Below are 14,917 nucleotides of genomic sequence, written 5' to 3' on the forward strand. Positions count from 1 at the left end.
GGAGAAAAGTGACATGGACAATGAACAGCATAATTTAGCGGAAGCTTATTTAGAGCAGTACAAACATGGAGTAGGAACTTTTACGAGAAAAATGCCTGAAGTAGCTCATGCATTTAATGAGTTTTCTGAGGTTTGTTTTAAAGAAGGAGAGCTTTCTCAAAAGCAAAAACAATTAATGGCGTTAAGTATTAGTATCGTTGCTCAAGACGAATACTGTATCGTTTATCATACAAAAGGTTGTATTGACCAAGGGGCAACTGAACGGGAGATTATGGAAGCATGTGGAATAGCTGCTGCTTTTGGAGGAGGAGCGGCATTAAGTCAGGCCGTTACTTTAGTACAAGAATCTTTTGAAGATTTAACGCATCATTGAGTGAATTATTAGAAAATTTAAGCAAAACAAGCAAATTGAAAGCAAATTAAATATACAAACGCTTACATGGAGTGTAATTGCAAAAGAGCTTTAGTTTTAAGTTTATATCGGTTTTGGCCGGGGAATCTAATTATGGTAATCTAAAAATTGTAAATTAATTGAAAGGGTTGATCTGCTATTAATGACCATTTAGGTTTAAATTACACTCCGGAGATGGAAAAAGCTATGCACCAAAAACACAACATGAGTTATGCAGAGTATGCGAGCAGTTTAGATCAAATGATGAAAGTAGAGCAAAAAAGGCAGGAAGATTTTGAACAAAGCAAAAGGTTTACTGACGTGGTAAGCCGCCAATTATATAAATAAAAGAAAATCAGGCGCTGCTGCGGCCTGATTTTTTTTTGTGAAGATGTCTGTTAATATAATAAGGAAAGAACACGTTTACTTTTTTGACATGAAAGTAGCTCAGAAAGGACATAGCTAACATGTCGAATCAGGTAAAATCAGTTGATATCACATTCTAAATGATATAAGATTGTAATGAGAATAAATTGAGAATGGTTTTTGATCCATATCAACTAAAGCACAACTATAATAGATACTGGAGGTATTATTTTATGGCAGGATCAACTCTTGAAATTAAAGATCTTCACGTTGAAATCGAAGGTCAGGAAATCTTAAAAGGTGTTAACCTTACGATAAATGGTGGAGAATTCCACGCAGTTATGGGTCCAAACGGAACAGGTAAATCTACTTTAGCTTCAGCTATCATGGGTCATCCAAAGTTTGAGGTTACAAAAGGACAGGTGCTACTTGATGGTGAAGATGTTCTTGAAATGGAAGTAGACGAACGTGCACAAGCCGGCCTGTTTCTTGCTATGCAATATCCTAGTGAAATCAGCGGTGTAACGAACTCGGACTTTCTCCGCTCAGCAATCAATGCTCACAGAGAAGAGGGCGATGAAATTTCTCTAATGAAGTTCATTAAAGAAATGGATGGAGCTATGGATATGTTGGAAATGGATAAAAACATGGCCCAGCGTTACCTAAATGAAGGATTTTCCGGCGGTGAGAAAAAGCGTAATGAAATTTTGCAGCTTATGATGATTCAGCCGGCCATTGCCATTTTAGATGAAATTGATTCAGGGCTTGATATTGATGCACTTAAAGTAGTAGCACAAGGAATTAACAAAATGCGCGGTGAAAACTTTGGCTGCTTAACTATCACTCACTATCAGCGCCTGTTAAATTATATTACTCCAGATTATGTTCACGTTATGATGCAGGGACGTGTTGTTAAATCCGGCGGTCCAGAGCTTGCACAGCGCCTGGAAGAAGAAGGCTATGACTGGATTAAAAAAGAGCTGGGCATCGAAGATGAAACAATCGGCCAAAAAGCGTAACTAGACAGGAGGGATATTATGACAGTAAAAGTGTCGCTGCCATATGATAAACAATATGTAGCTGATTTTTCCGCAGCCTTGAACGAACCAGACTGGATGAAGGAGCTTCGTCTAAGTGCCCTGGATAAATCAGAGTCATTAGATATGCCAAAACCGGACAAAACAAATGTAACTAATTGGAACTTCACTGATTTCAAACACCGAGCAGAAGGTGAAGAAATCAGCTCCTTAAACGATATTCCTGTGGATTTGCAGGGTTTATTAGATACAGAAAAAGAAAACCAAAATCTAATTATTCAGCGTAATCACTCAGTAGCTTATGCTAATCTTGACGAAAAACTTGCTGATCAGGGAGTTATCCTCACTGATATCAATACAGCGATCAGAGAACATGGTGATCTTGTAAAGAAATATTATATGACAGAGGCTGTGCAAGTAGACGAACACCGTCTGACAGCTCTTCATGCAGCACTTATGAACGGTGGAATCTTCATTTATGTACCGAAAAATGTACAAGTTGAAGAACCTCTTCAGGCTATTTTCTGGCAGGAAGATCCGGAAGCATCTCTTATCAATCACGTACTAGTAGTAGCTGAAGAAAATAGCTCTGTTACGTATGTAGAGAACTATACTTCTAATAATAAGGAAGAGCGTACGTCTGCAAATATCGTTACAGAAGTAATTGCGAAAGCTGGAGCCAATGTTTCTTTTGGAGCGGTGGATAACTTTGAAGCAGGTACTACTGTATATAATAACCGCCGTGGTATTGCTGAAAGAGATGCTAAGATCGAGTGGGCACTTGGGCAAATGAACGAAAGTGATACCATTTCTGAAAACATTACTCATTTACTTGGTGATAACTCACATTCAAACGCGAAAACCGTTGCGATCGGAAGAGGGTCTCAAAAGCTGAATTTCACAGCTAACATTACTCATTTTGGTAAAGGATCTGACGGTTATATTCTGCAGCACGGAGTTATGAAAGGAAATGCTTCTGCTATTTTCAATGGTATTGGAAAGATTGAGCACGGAGCTACTAAATCTAATGCTGAACAGGAATCTCGTGTCCTGATGCTGAGCAAGGATGCGCGCGGAGACGCAAACCCAATCCTGTTAATTGACGAAGATGATGTAACAGCAGGTCACGCAGCTTCTGTCGGCCGAGTAGATCCTATGCAATTGTATTACCTGATGAGCCGAGGTATTTCCCGCTTTGAAGCGGAGCGTTTAATCATTCATGGATTTTTGGCCCCAGTAGTTAACCAACTGCCAATTGATGCGGTGAAGCAGCAGCTTCGTCAATTGATTGAAAGGAAAGTTTATTAATGGATGTAAAATCAGTTCGTGATGCATTTCCAATTCTGCATCAAGAAGTGAATGGACACCCGCTCGTCTATTTGGATTCATCAGCAACATCTCAGAAACCTGTACAAGTGATTGAAAAACTCGATGAATACTACCGCAGTTATAATTCAAACGTTCACCGCGGGGTGCACACTTTAGGAACGATAGCGACCGATGAATATGAAGGGGCACGTGAAAAAGTCCGTCAGTTCATTAATGCGAAGAGTACTCAGGAAGTGATTTTCACGAGAGGTACGACGACGGCTATTAATACGATCGCTTCCAGTTATGGACGGGCTAATCTGAAATCTGGTGATGAGATTGTTATTACACCAATGGAACATCACAGTAATATTATCCCGTGGCAGCAGATTGCCAAAGCAACTGGAGCTTCTTTAAAATATATGCCTTTACAGCCCGATGGCACCATTTCTTTACAGGATGCCGAAGATACGATTACAGATCAGACGAAGATTGTATCTATTGTCCATGTATCCAACGTGCTTGGTACAATCAATCCTGTTAAAGAATTAGCAGCAATTGCGCATAAGCATGAGGCTGTTATGGTGGTTGATGGCGCGCAAAGCGCTCCTCACATGAAAATTGATGTTCAGGATTTAGATTGTGATTTTTACGCTTTCTCCGGACACAAAATGTGTGGTCCTACGGGAATCGGTGTTCTTTATGGAAAGCGACAGCTGTTAAATGACATGGAGCCTGCCGAGTTTGGCGGAGAAATGATCGATTTCGTTAACCTGTACGATTCCACATGGAAAGAGCTTCCTTGGAAGTTTGAAGGAGGCACTCCAATCATTGGCGGAGCCATTGCACTTGGGGCGGCTATTGATTTCCTTAATGAAATTGGATTAGATGAAATTGAAAAGCATGAGCATGAGCTGATTGATTATGCTTATGATAGAATGAACCAAATTGACGGACTGACGATCTATGGTCCTGAGCAAAGAGCTGGACTTATTACGTTTAATATAAATGATGTCCACCCGCATGACGTAGCTACCGTTTTAGACGCAGAAGGAATTGCGGTAAGAGCCGGGCACCATTGTGCACAGCCGCTAATGAGATGGCTTGATGTGACAGCAACAGCACGAGCCAGCTTTTATCTATACAACACAAAAGAAGATATTGATCGTCTTGTCGAGGGATTACAAACTACAAAGGAGTATTTTGGTGATGTCTTTTAATAATTTAGATACGCTTTACCGTCAGGTTATTATGGATCATTACAAAAACCCTCGAAATAAGGGCACAGTAGATGGTGATCATCTTACGGTAGATATGAATAATCCTACTTGTGGAGATCGGATTCAACTGCAGCTTCAAGTGAATGACGGGGTTGTCGAAGATGCTAAATTTGACGGTGAAGGCTGTTCAATCAGTATGTCCTCCGCTTCTATGATGACCCAGGCCATTAAAGGGAAATCTGTAGACATTGCTTTAAAAATGTCAGAGATATTCTCAGATATGATGTTGGGTAATGATGTAGAAGATGATACCCTTGATTTAGGGGATATAGAAGCACTTCAAGGAGTCGCAAAATTCCCGGCACGAATTAAATGTGCCACCTTAGCGTGGAAGGCAATGGAAAAAGGCGTAGATGAAGAACAGAATGCATGATTTGCTGCTTGATATACCAAAAGGAGGTATTTAACAATGGCTAAAAAAGCGCCAGAAGTCGGAGAGTACCAATATGGATTCCACGAAAAAGATGTTTCTATTTTCCGTACTCAAAAAGGCTTGACTGCAGAAGTGGTTAAGCAGATTTCCGATTATAAAGAAGAACCGAAGTGGATGCTTGATTTCCGTTTGAAGTCATTAGAACAATTTTATAAAATGCCAATGCCTCAGTGGGGCGGAGACCTTTCTGAGCTTAACTTTGATGATATCACTTACTATGTAAAACCTTCTGAAAAATCAGAGCGTTCCTGGGATGAAGTTCCTGAAGAAATCAAAAACACATTTGATCGTTTAGGAATTCCGGAAGCAGAACAGAAGTATTTAGCAGGGGTTTCTGCACAATACGAATCTGAAGTGGTCTATCACAATATGGAAAAAGATCTGGAAGATCTTGGTGTAGTCTTTAAAGACACAGATACAGCTCTTAAAGAAAATGAAGACCTGTTTAAGCAATACTTTGCAAAAGTCATACCGGCAGCAGACAATAAGTTCTCTGCCTTAAACTCAGCCGTTTGGTCCGGTGGTTCCTTCATATATGTTCCAAAAGATACGAAAGTCGAAACACCGCTTCAGGCTTACTTCCGTATTAACTCTGAAAATATGGGACAGTTTGAACGAACATTGATTATCGTTGATGAAGGGGCATCTGTCCACTACGTAGAGGGCTGTACAGCACCAACGTACTCTTCAAGTTCTCTTCACAGTGCCGTTGTTGAAATTTTTGTTAAGAAAAATGCTTACTGCCGTTATACGACGATTCAGAACTGGGCAAACAATGTGTACAACCTTGTGACGAAGCGTGCAGTGGCTGATGAAAATGCAACAATGGAATGGGTGGATGGAAACCTTGGTTCCAAGCTGACGATGAAATATCCAGCGGTTATCCTTAAAGGGGAAGGCGCTCGCGGAATGACACTTTCCATCGCGCTTGCCGGAAAAGGACAGCACCAGGATGCAGGAGCGAAGATGCACCACCTTGCGCCTAATACTTCATCCACAATTGTTTCGAAATCTATTTCAAAACACGGTGGTAAAGTATCGTATCGTGGGATTGTCCACTTTGGCCGTAAAGCTGATGGAGCCCGCTCTAACATTGAGTGTGACACGCTGATTATGGATAATGAATCCACTTCAGACACGATTCCTTACAACGAAATTTTAAATGAAAACATTTCCCTAGAGCACGAAGCAAAAGTTTCCAAAGTTTCTGAAGAGCAGCTGTTCTACCTTATGAGCCGCGGTCTATCAGAAGAAGAAGCTACTGAAATGATCGTAATGGGCTTTATTGAGCCGTTCACAAAAGAGCTTCCAATGGAATATGCAGTAGAAATGAACCGCCTGATCAAGTTCGAAATGGAAGGTTCTATCGGTTAATATGTAAATTCACAAAAAACCGTACAGGTTATTGACCTGTACGGTTTTTCTGTGCTGGATGTTTTCCTCATAAAAAACATGATAGTATAATATTATCTTAAATATAAAGAAGGCTTAGTTATGATTATAGTTTTATCTTTGGTTATAGGGTTTATTACTGCATTTATAGGCAGTATTGCAGGATTAGGCGGAGGAATCATACTCGTTCCTATTTTGTTGTTTCTGGGAGATACTTCGTCCGATTATTCATGGGTAACTCCTCAGACCATTGTAGGAATTTCACTGGTGGTTATGATCTTCACAGGACTATCATCGACTCTTTCCTATTTAAAACACAAAAGGATTGATTTAAAACTCGGCTCCATACTTTTAATGGGAAGTATACCTGGCGGGATCATGGGATCCTGGCTCAATCAGTTTTTTGAGACAGATGGATTCGCATTAGTATTTGGTATCCTTATGATCGTCATTTCGCTTGCTTTTTTTATCCCCAGGGACAGTTCTTACAGATTTATCAATCTCACTGGAGTAAAAAGAGAAAAAGTGGTGGCAGGGGAGACTTTCAACTATGAGTTTCCCATCGCTTTAAGTATTATCTTTGCTATTGGTGTAGGCTTGCTGTCAGGGCTGCTGGGAATAGGAGGCGGTTCACTGATCGTACCGGCGATGATTCTTTTATTTAGTATTCCGCCTCACATAGCAACGGCAACGTCTATGTTTATGATTTTCTTTGCAAGTATTTCAAGTTCGATTACACATATTAGTTTAGGACATGTAGACTGGGGGAATACACTTTACTTCATTCCTGGTGCCTATATTGGAGGAATGGTCGGAGCCGCTGTTAATCGCCGATTAAATAGCAAGACTGTCGAGTGGTTTTTAAGAGTGCTGCTCATTTTAATCGGGATTCGACTGATTTGGCAAGGGATTGGATAATAAGGAGTAATGAAAATGAAAGAAAAAATATTTCTCTATTATACAAGCGACCTGCACAGCCATTTTGAAAATTGGCCGCAAATTGTAGGTTATTTCAAAAATAAAAGAGCAAAGCATCAAAAAAATAATGAATCTTTTTGGATGGTTGATAATGGGGACCATGCAGACCGTTTTCACCCCATTACTGAGGGATTAATGGGCAAGGGCAATGTTGAACTTCTTAACAATGCCGGTTACCATTTTGCCAATCTCGGAAATAACGAAGGAATCACCCTGCCTCATGAGGACTTATTTAATCTTTATAATGAAGCAGACTTTGAAGTGGTCTGTGCAAATCTAAAGAGTATAGATGGGCCTCAGCCTAAATGGCTTAAGCCTTATCGAATCAAAGAGACCAATCATGGGACAAGAGTAGCAATGATCGGTATGACAGCTCCATTTGAAACTTTTTATAGACTGCTCGGATGGGAAATTCTCTCTCCGTATGAAACGCTTGATCGATACTATGAAGAATTGAAGCAGCAGGCTGATATTATTGTACTGCTTTCACATTTAGGGATCCATGATGATGAAGAAATTGCAAAATCCTATCCGGCTGTAGATGTCATTATAGGAGGTCACACCCATCATTTGTTTCAGAAGGGTGAATACTATGGGAACGCCGTTCTTACGGCTGCAGGTAAACATGGTACGCATTTAGGGGAAGTCCACTTGGAATGGGATCATACAAGGAAGTCGCTCACTAAAAAAGAGGCTTACGCTGTGGCGACTGAGAATATGAAAAAAGATGAAGAAGTCATGGATAGTTTGAAAAACTTGTCCGTAAGGGCCAGCAGCTTTTTAAAAGAACAAGTCACGAGCTTAAAAGACCCAATGAATGTCGCCTGGTTTAAAGAAACATTACTAATGAAAGCACTGACTGAAGAGATGCAAAGCTGGACAAACTCTGATGTAGGAATGCTAAATGCGGGAGTTCTTCTTGATCATCTGGATAGCGGTCCCATTACTTTTGAAGATATCCACCGAATCTGTCCCCACCCGATGAATCCCTGCAGGGTGGAGATCAAAGGGGATGAACTGCTGGAAATCATTAGAGTAGGACATACGAAAAAATTAACAGAGATTCAGCTGAAGGGACTGGGCTTCCGTGGGGAAGTGATCGGGAAAATCGTATTTACCGGCGTGGATATAAAGACTGAGCAAGGTTCAGACGGTGAGGAAAGGGTGAGGGAGGTTACCTTTAAAGGGAAGCCTCTGGACATGGACGCCGTATATACACTCGGAACAGCAGATACTTTCACATTCGGAAGGCTGTTTCCAGAAATTGCCTATGCTAAAAAGAAAACCTATTATATGCCTGAAATGCTTCGTGACCTTTTAGTCCATGCTATAAGGAAATTAGAAACTAGTTAGCTTAAAAGCTGCCTCCAATGAGGCGGCTTATTTTTTAGGACAAATGTTTTTCTGTTCAATGCTAAATAGCCTTACCTTTTCATATAAATAAGAAGAGGTAAGGAGGGTTGTTTAATGAGCAGGTTCCGGGGGCGGTCCCCTACGGTGGGTAAAAGAATTTTACTAACCATGGTATTTTTAATGATTTTTACAGCTTTATGTTTATGGCTGATCGATAGAGGGATTACCCCTGCTATTCAAGGTATAGCGGAAACAAGAGCTCAGCAGCTAGCCAGGGATGCCATTAATGAAGCAGTGAGTAAACAGATTGCAGAAGACCTTCACTTTGAAGATCTTGTAAGAATTGAGAAAGATAATGAAGGAAAAATTGTATATATGGGCTGGAATTCTGCCTTAGTTAACAGAACACTTAGAGATACGACATTCAGGGTTCAGCACTTTTTAAAAAGGATGGAGCAGAATGAGCTGCCTTTGGAGGATACGAATATAGAACCGGACCTTGTTTCAGATGATTCGAATAGAGATCTTGGCAAGGAACCGGCTACATTAGTGGAGATCCCTCTAGGTATGGCAACAAACAACACGGTTTTGTCTAATTTAGGGCCTAACATACCTGTACAGCTTAGAATCATCGGCGATGTACAGACTCAATTTAAAAATGATATTACAGAATACGGTATTAACTCGGCTCATTTTCAATTATGGATTAACTTTAAAGTCAGCTTACGAGTAGTGATCCCTTTTTCAACTGAAACAATTACCGTAACCAACGATATTCCTGTTGATTCTGCCGTGATCCCTGGAGAGGTACCAAACTTTTATAATGGAGCGGGCAGTGAAAATAACCCAAGCTTCTCCTACCCGATGGATCCCTTGCAATAACAGGGGCAACCTGTTAGAATGTTAGGGAATTAAATATGCGTGACCTTATCAGATCGGTGAGGTAGAGGCGCAGGCTTCATTAGTATTTCGTGGGAGCGGACAGCTTGGAACACGTAAGAAAGGGAAGTACTGCCGAAGTTTATAAGAGCTGTCACTCCTTATATTCTGGTATATTTCTGAATAAGAATTATACTGTCATGCATGCTTGAGGTGCATGGAGCGCTACTGATCGAAATGGAGGATAATCAATTGCTAGGTAAGCAATGGTAGATTATTTTCTATCATTGCTTTTTTGTATGCTTAGAAAGAAAATCTTTCTTAACATATACCTCTACTGAATCCCTCATTGACCCCTGTAGCCTTTCATACCGCCTGTTTCAACAAAAGATTTATGGAAGGGGAAACACAATGGAAGGAACAATTTACTCTTTAATTCCTGCCGTTTTAATGCTGATTCTAGTTATAGCTACGAGGAAAGTTATTCTTTCACTTGGAATCGGTATTTTAATTGGAGCTTTTATGCTTACTCAGTTTAATGTTATAGAAGGCATTCAGCTGATCTGGACTAATTTTTATTCCATATTCGTTAGTGAAGGAGCCTTAAATACAGGAAACTTGTATTTATTATCCTTTTTAGTTTTGCTAGGTATTACTACAGCATTCCTGACTGCGTCCGGGGGAAGCCAGGCTTTCGGACAATGGGCTGTCCGGCGAATTAAAACACGCAGAGGGGCAAAGCTCGTTCCCGCGTTACTAGGGATTGTTATTTTTATTGACGATTATTTTAATGCTTTAGCTGTCGGCCAGGTGGCAAGGCCTGTTACCGACCGGCACCGGATTTCCCGGGCAAATCTTGCGTACTATATCGATTCCACCTCTGCGCCGATTACGGTTATCTCTCCGATTTCCAGCTGGGGTGCCTATATCATCGGTACAATTGGCAGCATACTGGCCGCTAACGAAGTTGTTCAGTATCAGCCGCTGGAAGCTTTTGTCCGTATGATTCCTGCTAACTTTTACGTATTTGCAGCCTTACTCGTCGTTTTTTTAACGATTTTCTTAAAGCTTGACATCTTTTCAATGAAAAAACATGAACAGAAAGCAATTAAGACAGGTGTACTTAAGAATGAAGATAAAGGAGATATTCCAGGGGACCTAAATGAAGAATTTAAGGTTCATAACAAGGGGAAAATATCCTATCTAATCTGGCCGATTGTAGCTTTAATTGCCGGAACTGTCGGTATGATGATCTATACAGGTATTCAAAATACAGAAGGTGCTGCTTCAGCTCTCAGTATTTTCGAGAATACTGATGTAAACATTTCCTTGTTTACAGGAGGAATCATTGCTGTATTGCTGGCCGCAATCCTGTATATGACTCAGTCCGGTGAAAAATCCAGTATGGGCCATGTCTTCATTGAAGGTATTAAAGCCATGCTTCCAGCAATTTATATCCTTATTTTTGCCTGGATGATCGGTGATGTAATCGGACAGCTGCAAACAGGGGAATATTTAGCAGGCTTAGTTAATGATTCTAATATCAGTACTGGATTTTTGCCCCTGTTATTGTTTATTGTTTCTGGTTTTATGGCTCTTGCCACGGGGACTTCTTGGGGAACATTTGGAATTATGCTTCCTATCGCTGGAGAAATTGCAGCCGTTTCTGATGTTTCCATGATCCTTCCGGCATTATCCGCCGTGCTCGCAGGCTCCGTTTTTGGAGATCATTGCTCTCCAATTTCAGATACGACGATTCTTTCATCTACAGGAGCAGGCTCTGATCATATTGACCATGTAATTACACAGCTGCCTTATGCGTTTATCGCAGCTGTTGGGGCGGCTGTTGGTTATATTACGCTCGCTCTTACAGGCGGGATAGTCTTACCGCTAATTGTCACATTAGCTGTAGTAGTGGTTATAGGTATATTGATTCATGTTAAGAATCGTTCGGAGTATATTCCTGAATAATTAGAAGGGCGAAGAAGTACGACAAAAGTACTTCTTCGCCCTTTTTTTAACTATTTTTGGAAAATTACTAATTTTATAATATTATTTTGACATCGAACAAGTGTATCGGTATAATAATCATGAATAATCAGAAAAAAATAAAAATTAGGAAACATTCTCTTCCGTACATGCTCATAAAATTAAAGGAAGAGAATTGTATCTAAGGGAGGTCTTACACATGGAAAATCGAGCACAATGGGGGACGAGAGCCGGTTTTATCTTGGCGGCGGTTGGTTCTGCAATTGGTCTTGGAAACATCTGGCGTTTTCCGTCCGTAGCTTATGAAAATGGTGGAGGAGCATTCTTTATTCCGTATTTATTCGCTCTGCTGACTGCCGGAATTCCGCTGTTGGTTATGGAATTCACCATAGGTCATAAGTACCGCGGATCGGCACCGCTTTCATTTTTCCGTATGAACAAGAAAACAGAATGGCTTGGATGGTGGGCCGTACTCGTCTCATTTGTTATTTCAACATACTATGCCGTCATTATTGCCTGGGCAATTTCTTATAGTATTTTTGCCTTTAATCTATCGTGGGGGCAAGACACGGAAAGCTTTTTGTTTGGTGAATATTTGAAATTATCCGTAGATCCTGGCCAAACAGGAAGTCTTGTACCTGGTGTCCTGATTCCACTTATTATTGTATGGGTGGTTACTCTAGGTATATTATTTAAAGGTGTTAAGAAGGGAATTGAGGCAGCAAACAAAATATTTATCCCGGCATTGGTCGTTTTGTTCCTGATTATAGTTATCCGTGCTGTTACACTGCCGGGTGCTGCAGAAGGTCTGCAAACCTTCTTTGCACCGAACTTTGAAACCATCACCTCAGGCAGTGTCTGGGTTGCAGCTTATGGGCAGATTTTCTTCAGTCTTTCCATCGCCTTTGCAATCATGATCACATATTCCAGTTACTTGCCGAAAAAGTCGGACATTACAAATAATGCGTTTATTACTGGTTTTAGTAACTCAAGCTTTGAATTATTAGCTGGTATCGGAGTATTTGCAGCGTTAGGGTTCATGGCTTCGCAAATTGATGTCCCGGTGCAAGAAGTGGTTAGCGGCGGTGTAGGTCTTGCCTTTGTCGTTTTCCCTCAAATAATTAATGAGTTTCCAGCCTTTAATGGACTATTTGGTTTCTTATTCTTTGCTTCCTTAGTCTTAGCAGGGTTATCTTCCTTGATCTCTATCTCCGAAACATACGTTGCGGGGATCAGTGAGAAGTTTGGTCTGTCAAGAAAAGCTGCCGTTGGATTTGGCGGCGGACTTGCCGCAGTTATTTCGCTTTTATTTGCAACACAGGGCGGCCTCTTTTTCCTAGACGCTGCTGATTACTTTATTAACCAATTCGGCGTAGCTTTCGTAGGGCTAGTAGAAGTTATCGTTATTGCATGGTTTCTTCGTAACCTTAATGATTTCCAGTCTCACGCAAATGGTATTTCTGATTTGCGTCTTGGCGGATGGTGGAAAATCTGCTTAGGAGTTGTTACACCAATCGTGCTTGGATATATGATGTTCGATCTTTTCAAAACAAACCTGCTTGGTCAGTTTGATACAGAAACCGGCAACTATGAGGGATACGGAGATACCTTCATCCTATTTGGCGGTTGGGCTGTCGCTGCCTTTGCACTGGTCGTTGGATTCCTAATCACGCTGAAGCGCTGGGATTCCAAAGCTTTGAATGAGTCAAACAAGGAGGTAGGATGATATGACAGCAAGTGCAATTGTTATGATGGTGATTGGAATTGTCGTAATTTGGGGAGGACTTGCTGCAAGTATCATTAATGCAGTCAAGAAGTCAAAACAATCCTAATCTAGAAAAAGCGTCGCACAAAGTGCGGCGCTTTATTTATTGTGTGCCATACGTTCCCATCTCTTTAAATACGGATAAGGATCAAATGACCATTCATTTGTTCCATTATCTTGATACATTCCATAGTGTAAATGGGGCGGAAACTTTCCTGAAGTTCCCGGAGGACCATATCCTGTAGAACCGACACTTCCAATCACATCCCCTGGTTTGACAACTTCACCAACCTGTAACCCTTTTTCAAATCCATTAAGATGTGCATAGTAATGATAAATATTGTAAATGTCGCGAATACCGACACGCCAGCCGCCAAATTTATTCCAGCCCATCATTTCGATAACCCCATAGGTTGTTGATTTAACAGGAACTCCATAATCTGCAAAGATGTCAGTGCCTTCATGAATGCGGCGCCCCCCAAAACCTCGGGCATCACCCCAAGTGTTTTTGTAGCTGTAATTTGCAGTAATAGGAACAGGAAAGTCGCGGTCTTTCAATGAAACTGTCTGATACTTTTCAAACACACTTGCTGTATTCATGATCGTCTGCACAGTAAGATCACGTTTATAATAATTCCATAAAGCGATACGGATGTCTTCCTCCGTAGTTCCGTAGGATTGAATGTATTTTCCTAATGTCCACATGATATCTTCGTCATTAGTCATGTCGATTTTCTTATCTCCATTCCCGTTATCTTTCCAGCCTTCCGGGAAAAAAGATGGTTCTGTATCTACCCCGTTCCAGAAAAGAGGATCCGGCCGGAAAGCAGTGACACGGCCTTTAGGAGCATCTTTGTGAATTTGTCTTTCATATTGATCAACAGCCGCTATATAAGTCCAGGGAATGCCCGTAACGGCTGATGTTTTCTTATATACAGACATTCGGTCAAGGTCTTCCTTATTTGCTTCATCCGCAAAGATAAAGGAGGAAGGCCATAAGATTCCAAGAAATATAATTATAAGAAAGCCCAATGTTTTAGGGTTTAAAATATTCATGTGGTTTCATCAACTGTTTCGCTAGTCGTAGTTCCCTGAGGAGATTTTTTCATTCTCTCTACTATCTGATTAACGACATTTGTGTATTGCTTATCGTATACTGTAGAATTTCCGAGACTTTCAATGTCTCCAAATGAGGCTGGATCATCGGATACGTATACGTGATAGAAGCTTGGAACAAGAGAATAAGCTGTTTTCTTAACCATATCCGCTGCGACTTCAGGTTCACGGTCATCAGGCTTTTTATATGCGACAAGTATCTTATCATCAGTAACCACAGTGGCAACGTCCTCGAATCCTGGATAACGAAGGATCATCCGAGTGATCATGTCAGCCATTTGCTCGCGGTTTACTTTAATGGTATGGTTTCTCTCTTTTTCCTGATCGAGCTGATCTTTTTGAAAACGTACATACCCCACCTGTCCATCAGCAGTATTTTCATTGTAATTATCCATGGCATCACCTTCAATCGCATGATCTTCATCATCTGCATTGAACTCATCCTGCTGCGGATTTTGGCAGCCATTCAAAATAAGGAGTGATAAGGGCACAGCTATCCAGATTTTAAATTTTTTTATAGTCATATTTCATCTTCCTTTGTGTCTGATTTACCCTTAGCTTTGACGAAAATTGAAGAATGATACAAATTTTTGCTGGCGGTTTTCTCGTCGGTGAGAAAATATGGTACAC

The 14,917-nt window shown here is 40.8% G+C and carries 15 protein-coding genes and 1 riboswitch; of the genes, 13 read left to right on the forward strand and 2 right to left on the reverse strand.

Annotation, left to right across the window (positions count from 1 at the left end; translation table 11 throughout):
• Positions 1–13 precede the first annotated feature (13 nt).
• The 13 genes from B7E06_RS08025 to B7E06_RS08080 all read left to right on the forward strand — a co-directional run bounded on the left by B7E06_RS08025 (position 14) and on the right by B7E06_RS08080 (position 13,238).
• The gene (locus B7E06_RS08025; protein WP_082233483.1) at positions 14–373 is read left to right on the forward strand and encodes a carboxymuconolactone decarboxylase family protein; all 360 of its coding nucleotides are present in this window, start codon (positions 14–16) and stop codon (positions 371–373) included.
• Between the two features lie 225 nt (positions 374–598).
• Positions 599–739 (forward strand): YuzK family famiily protein, encoded by a 141-nt coding sequence (locus B7E06_RS21835; RefSeq protein ID WP_179133903.1) that lies wholly within the window; start codon positions 599–601, stop codon positions 737–739.
• A 251-nt stretch (positions 740–990) separates the two neighbouring features.
• Positions 991–1,776, forward strand: coding sequence for a Fe-S cluster assembly ATPase SufC (gene sufC / locus B7E06_RS08030; RefSeq protein WP_082233484.1), 786 nt, complete (start codon positions 991–993; stop codon positions 1,774–1,776).
• An 18-nt stretch (positions 1,777–1,794) separates the two neighbouring features.
• Positions 1,795–3,102, forward strand: coding sequence for a Fe-S cluster assembly protein SufD (sufD, locus tag B7E06_RS08035; RefSeq protein WP_082233485.1), 1,308 nt, complete (start codon positions 1,795–1,797; stop codon positions 3,100–3,102).
• Complete coding sequence (locus tag B7E06_RS08040) at positions 3,102–4,322, forward strand: cysteine desulfurase (RefSeq protein ID WP_082233486.1); 1,221 nt, start codon at positions 3,102–3,104, stop codon at positions 4,320–4,322. Before sufD ends, B7E06_RS08040 begins: the two co-directional genes overlap by 1 nt.
• Positions 4,312–4,755: a Fe-S cluster assembly sulfur transfer protein SufU gene (gene sufU, locus B7E06_RS08045; RefSeq protein ID WP_082233487.1), complete on the forward strand. Its 444-nt coding sequence runs from the start codon at positions 4,312–4,314 to the stop codon at positions 4,753–4,755. Before B7E06_RS08040 ends, sufU begins: the two co-directional genes overlap by 11 nt.
• A 36-nt stretch (positions 4,756–4,791) precedes the next feature.
• Positions 4,792–6,189 (forward strand): Fe-S cluster assembly protein SufB, encoded by a 1,398-nt coding sequence (gene sufB / locus B7E06_RS08050; RefSeq protein WP_082233488.1) that lies wholly within the window; start codon positions 4,792–4,794, stop codon positions 6,187–6,189.
• Between the two features lie 120 nt (positions 6,190–6,309).
• Positions 6,310–7,125, forward strand: a complete 816-nt coding sequence (locus B7E06_RS08055; RefSeq protein WP_143414470.1) for a sulfite exporter TauE/SafE family protein — start codon at positions 6,310–6,312, stop codon at positions 7,123–7,125.
• A 15-nt stretch (positions 7,126–7,140) separates the two neighbouring features.
• Positions 7,141–8,538, forward strand: coding sequence for a bifunctional metallophosphatase/5'-nucleotidase (locus tag B7E06_RS08060; RefSeq protein ID WP_082233489.1), 1,398 nt, complete (start codon positions 7,141–7,143; stop codon positions 8,536–8,538).
• A gap of 114 nt (positions 8,539–8,652) precedes the next feature.
• Positions 8,653–9,420 (forward strand): sporulation protein YunB, encoded by a 768-nt coding sequence (yunB, locus tag B7E06_RS08065; protein WP_082233490.1) that lies wholly within the window; start codon positions 8,653–8,655, stop codon positions 9,418–9,420.
• 54 nt (positions 9,421–9,474) lie between these two features.
• Positions 9,475–9,653, forward strand: a riboswitch (Lysine riboswitch).
• 175 nt (positions 9,654–9,828) lie between these two features.
• On the forward strand, positions 9,829–11,388 hold the full coding sequence (locus B7E06_RS08070) for a Na+/H+ antiporter NhaC family protein (RefSeq protein ID WP_082233491.1): 1,560 nt from the start codon (positions 9,829–9,831) through the stop codon (positions 11,386–11,388).
• A 217-nt stretch (positions 11,389–11,605) separates the two neighbouring features.
• Positions 11,606–13,132, forward strand: coding sequence for a sodium-dependent transporter (locus B7E06_RS08075; RefSeq protein ID WP_082233492.1), 1,527 nt, complete (start codon positions 11,606–11,608; stop codon positions 13,130–13,132).
• A gap of 1 nt (position 13,133) precedes the next feature.
• Positions 13,134–13,238 carry a methionine/alanine import family NSS transporter small subunit gene (locus B7E06_RS08080; protein WP_082233493.1) on the forward strand — a complete coding sequence of 35 codons (105 nt, stop codon included), beginning with the start codon at positions 13,134–13,136 and terminating at the stop codon, positions 13,236–13,238.
• Between the two features lie 32 nt (positions 13,239–13,270).
• Here B7E06_RS08080 and B7E06_RS08085 read toward each other — a convergent pair whose 3' ends face one another.
• Together B7E06_RS08085 and B7E06_RS08090 are read right to left on the reverse strand one after the other, a co-directional pair.
• Positions 13,271–14,227 carry a M23 family metallopeptidase gene (locus B7E06_RS08085; RefSeq protein WP_082233494.1) on the reverse strand — a complete coding sequence of 319 codons (957 nt, stop codon included), beginning with the start codon at positions 14,225–14,227 and terminating at the stop codon, positions 13,271–13,273.
• A complete protein-coding gene (locus B7E06_RS08090) occupies positions 14,224–14,811 on the reverse strand; it encodes a YhcN/YlaJ family sporulation lipoprotein (RefSeq protein WP_082233495.1) in 588 nt (195 codons plus the stop codon). The genes B7E06_RS08085 and B7E06_RS08090 overlap by 4 nt, the downstream gene beginning before the upstream one ends.
• Positions 14,812–14,917: the final 106 nt, after the last annotated feature.

Origin of the sequence: Halobacillus massiliensis, from assembly GCF_900166625.1 — a bacterium.
In the GTDB taxonomy this organism is placed as follows: domain Bacteria; phylum Bacillota; class Bacilli; order Bacillales; family Halobacillaceae; genus Halobacillus_A; species Halobacillus_A massiliensis.

Coding starts and splice junctions, on each gene's coding strand:
- B7E06_RS08025 (WP_082233483.1), top strand. CDS start 14: ATGGACAATGAACAGCATAATTTAGCGGAAGCTTATTTAGAGCAGTAC.
- B7E06_RS21835 (WP_179133903.1), top strand. CDS start 599: ATGCACCAAAAACACAACATGAGTTATGCAGAGTATGCGAGCAGTTTA.
- sufC (WP_082233484.1), top strand. CDS start 991: ATGGCAGGATCAACTCTTGAAATTAAAGATCTTCACGTTGAAATCGAA.
- sufD (WP_082233485.1), top strand. CDS start 1,795: ATGACAGTAAAAGTGTCGCTGCCATATGATAAACAATATGTAGCTGAT.
- B7E06_RS08040 (WP_082233486.1), top strand. CDS start 3,102: ATGGATGTAAAATCAGTTCGTGATGCATTTCCAATTCTGCATCAAGAA.
- sufU (WP_082233487.1), top strand. CDS start 4,312: ATGTCTTTTAATAATTTAGATACGCTTTACCGTCAGGTTATTATGGAT.
- sufB (WP_082233488.1), top strand. CDS start 4,792: ATGGCTAAAAAAGCGCCAGAAGTCGGAGAGTACCAATATGGATTCCAC.
- B7E06_RS08055 (WP_143414470.1), top strand. CDS start 6,310: ATGATTATAGTTTTATCTTTGGTTATAGGGTTTATTACTGCATTTATA.
- B7E06_RS08060 (WP_082233489.1), top strand. CDS start 7,141: ATGAAAGAAAAAATATTTCTCTATTATACAAGCGACCTGCACAGCCAT.
- yunB (WP_082233490.1), top strand. CDS start 8,653: ATGAGCAGGTTCCGGGGGCGGTCCCCTACGGTGGGTAAAAGAATTTTA.
- B7E06_RS08070 (WP_082233491.1), top strand. CDS start 9,829: ATGGAAGGAACAATTTACTCTTTAATTCCTGCCGTTTTAATGCTGATT.
- B7E06_RS08075 (WP_082233492.1), top strand. CDS start 11,606: ATGGAAAATCGAGCACAATGGGGGACGAGAGCCGGTTTTATCTTGGCG.
- B7E06_RS08080 (WP_082233493.1), top strand. CDS start 13,134: ATGACAGCAAGTGCAATTGTTATGATGGTGATTGGAATTGTCGTAATT.
- B7E06_RS08085 (WP_082233494.1), bottom strand. CDS start 14,227: ATGAATATTTTAAACCCTAAAACATTGGGCTTTCTTATAATTATATTT.
- B7E06_RS08090 (WP_082233495.1), bottom strand. CDS start 14,811: ATGACTATAAAAAAATTTAAAATCTGGATAGCTGTGCCCTTATCACTC.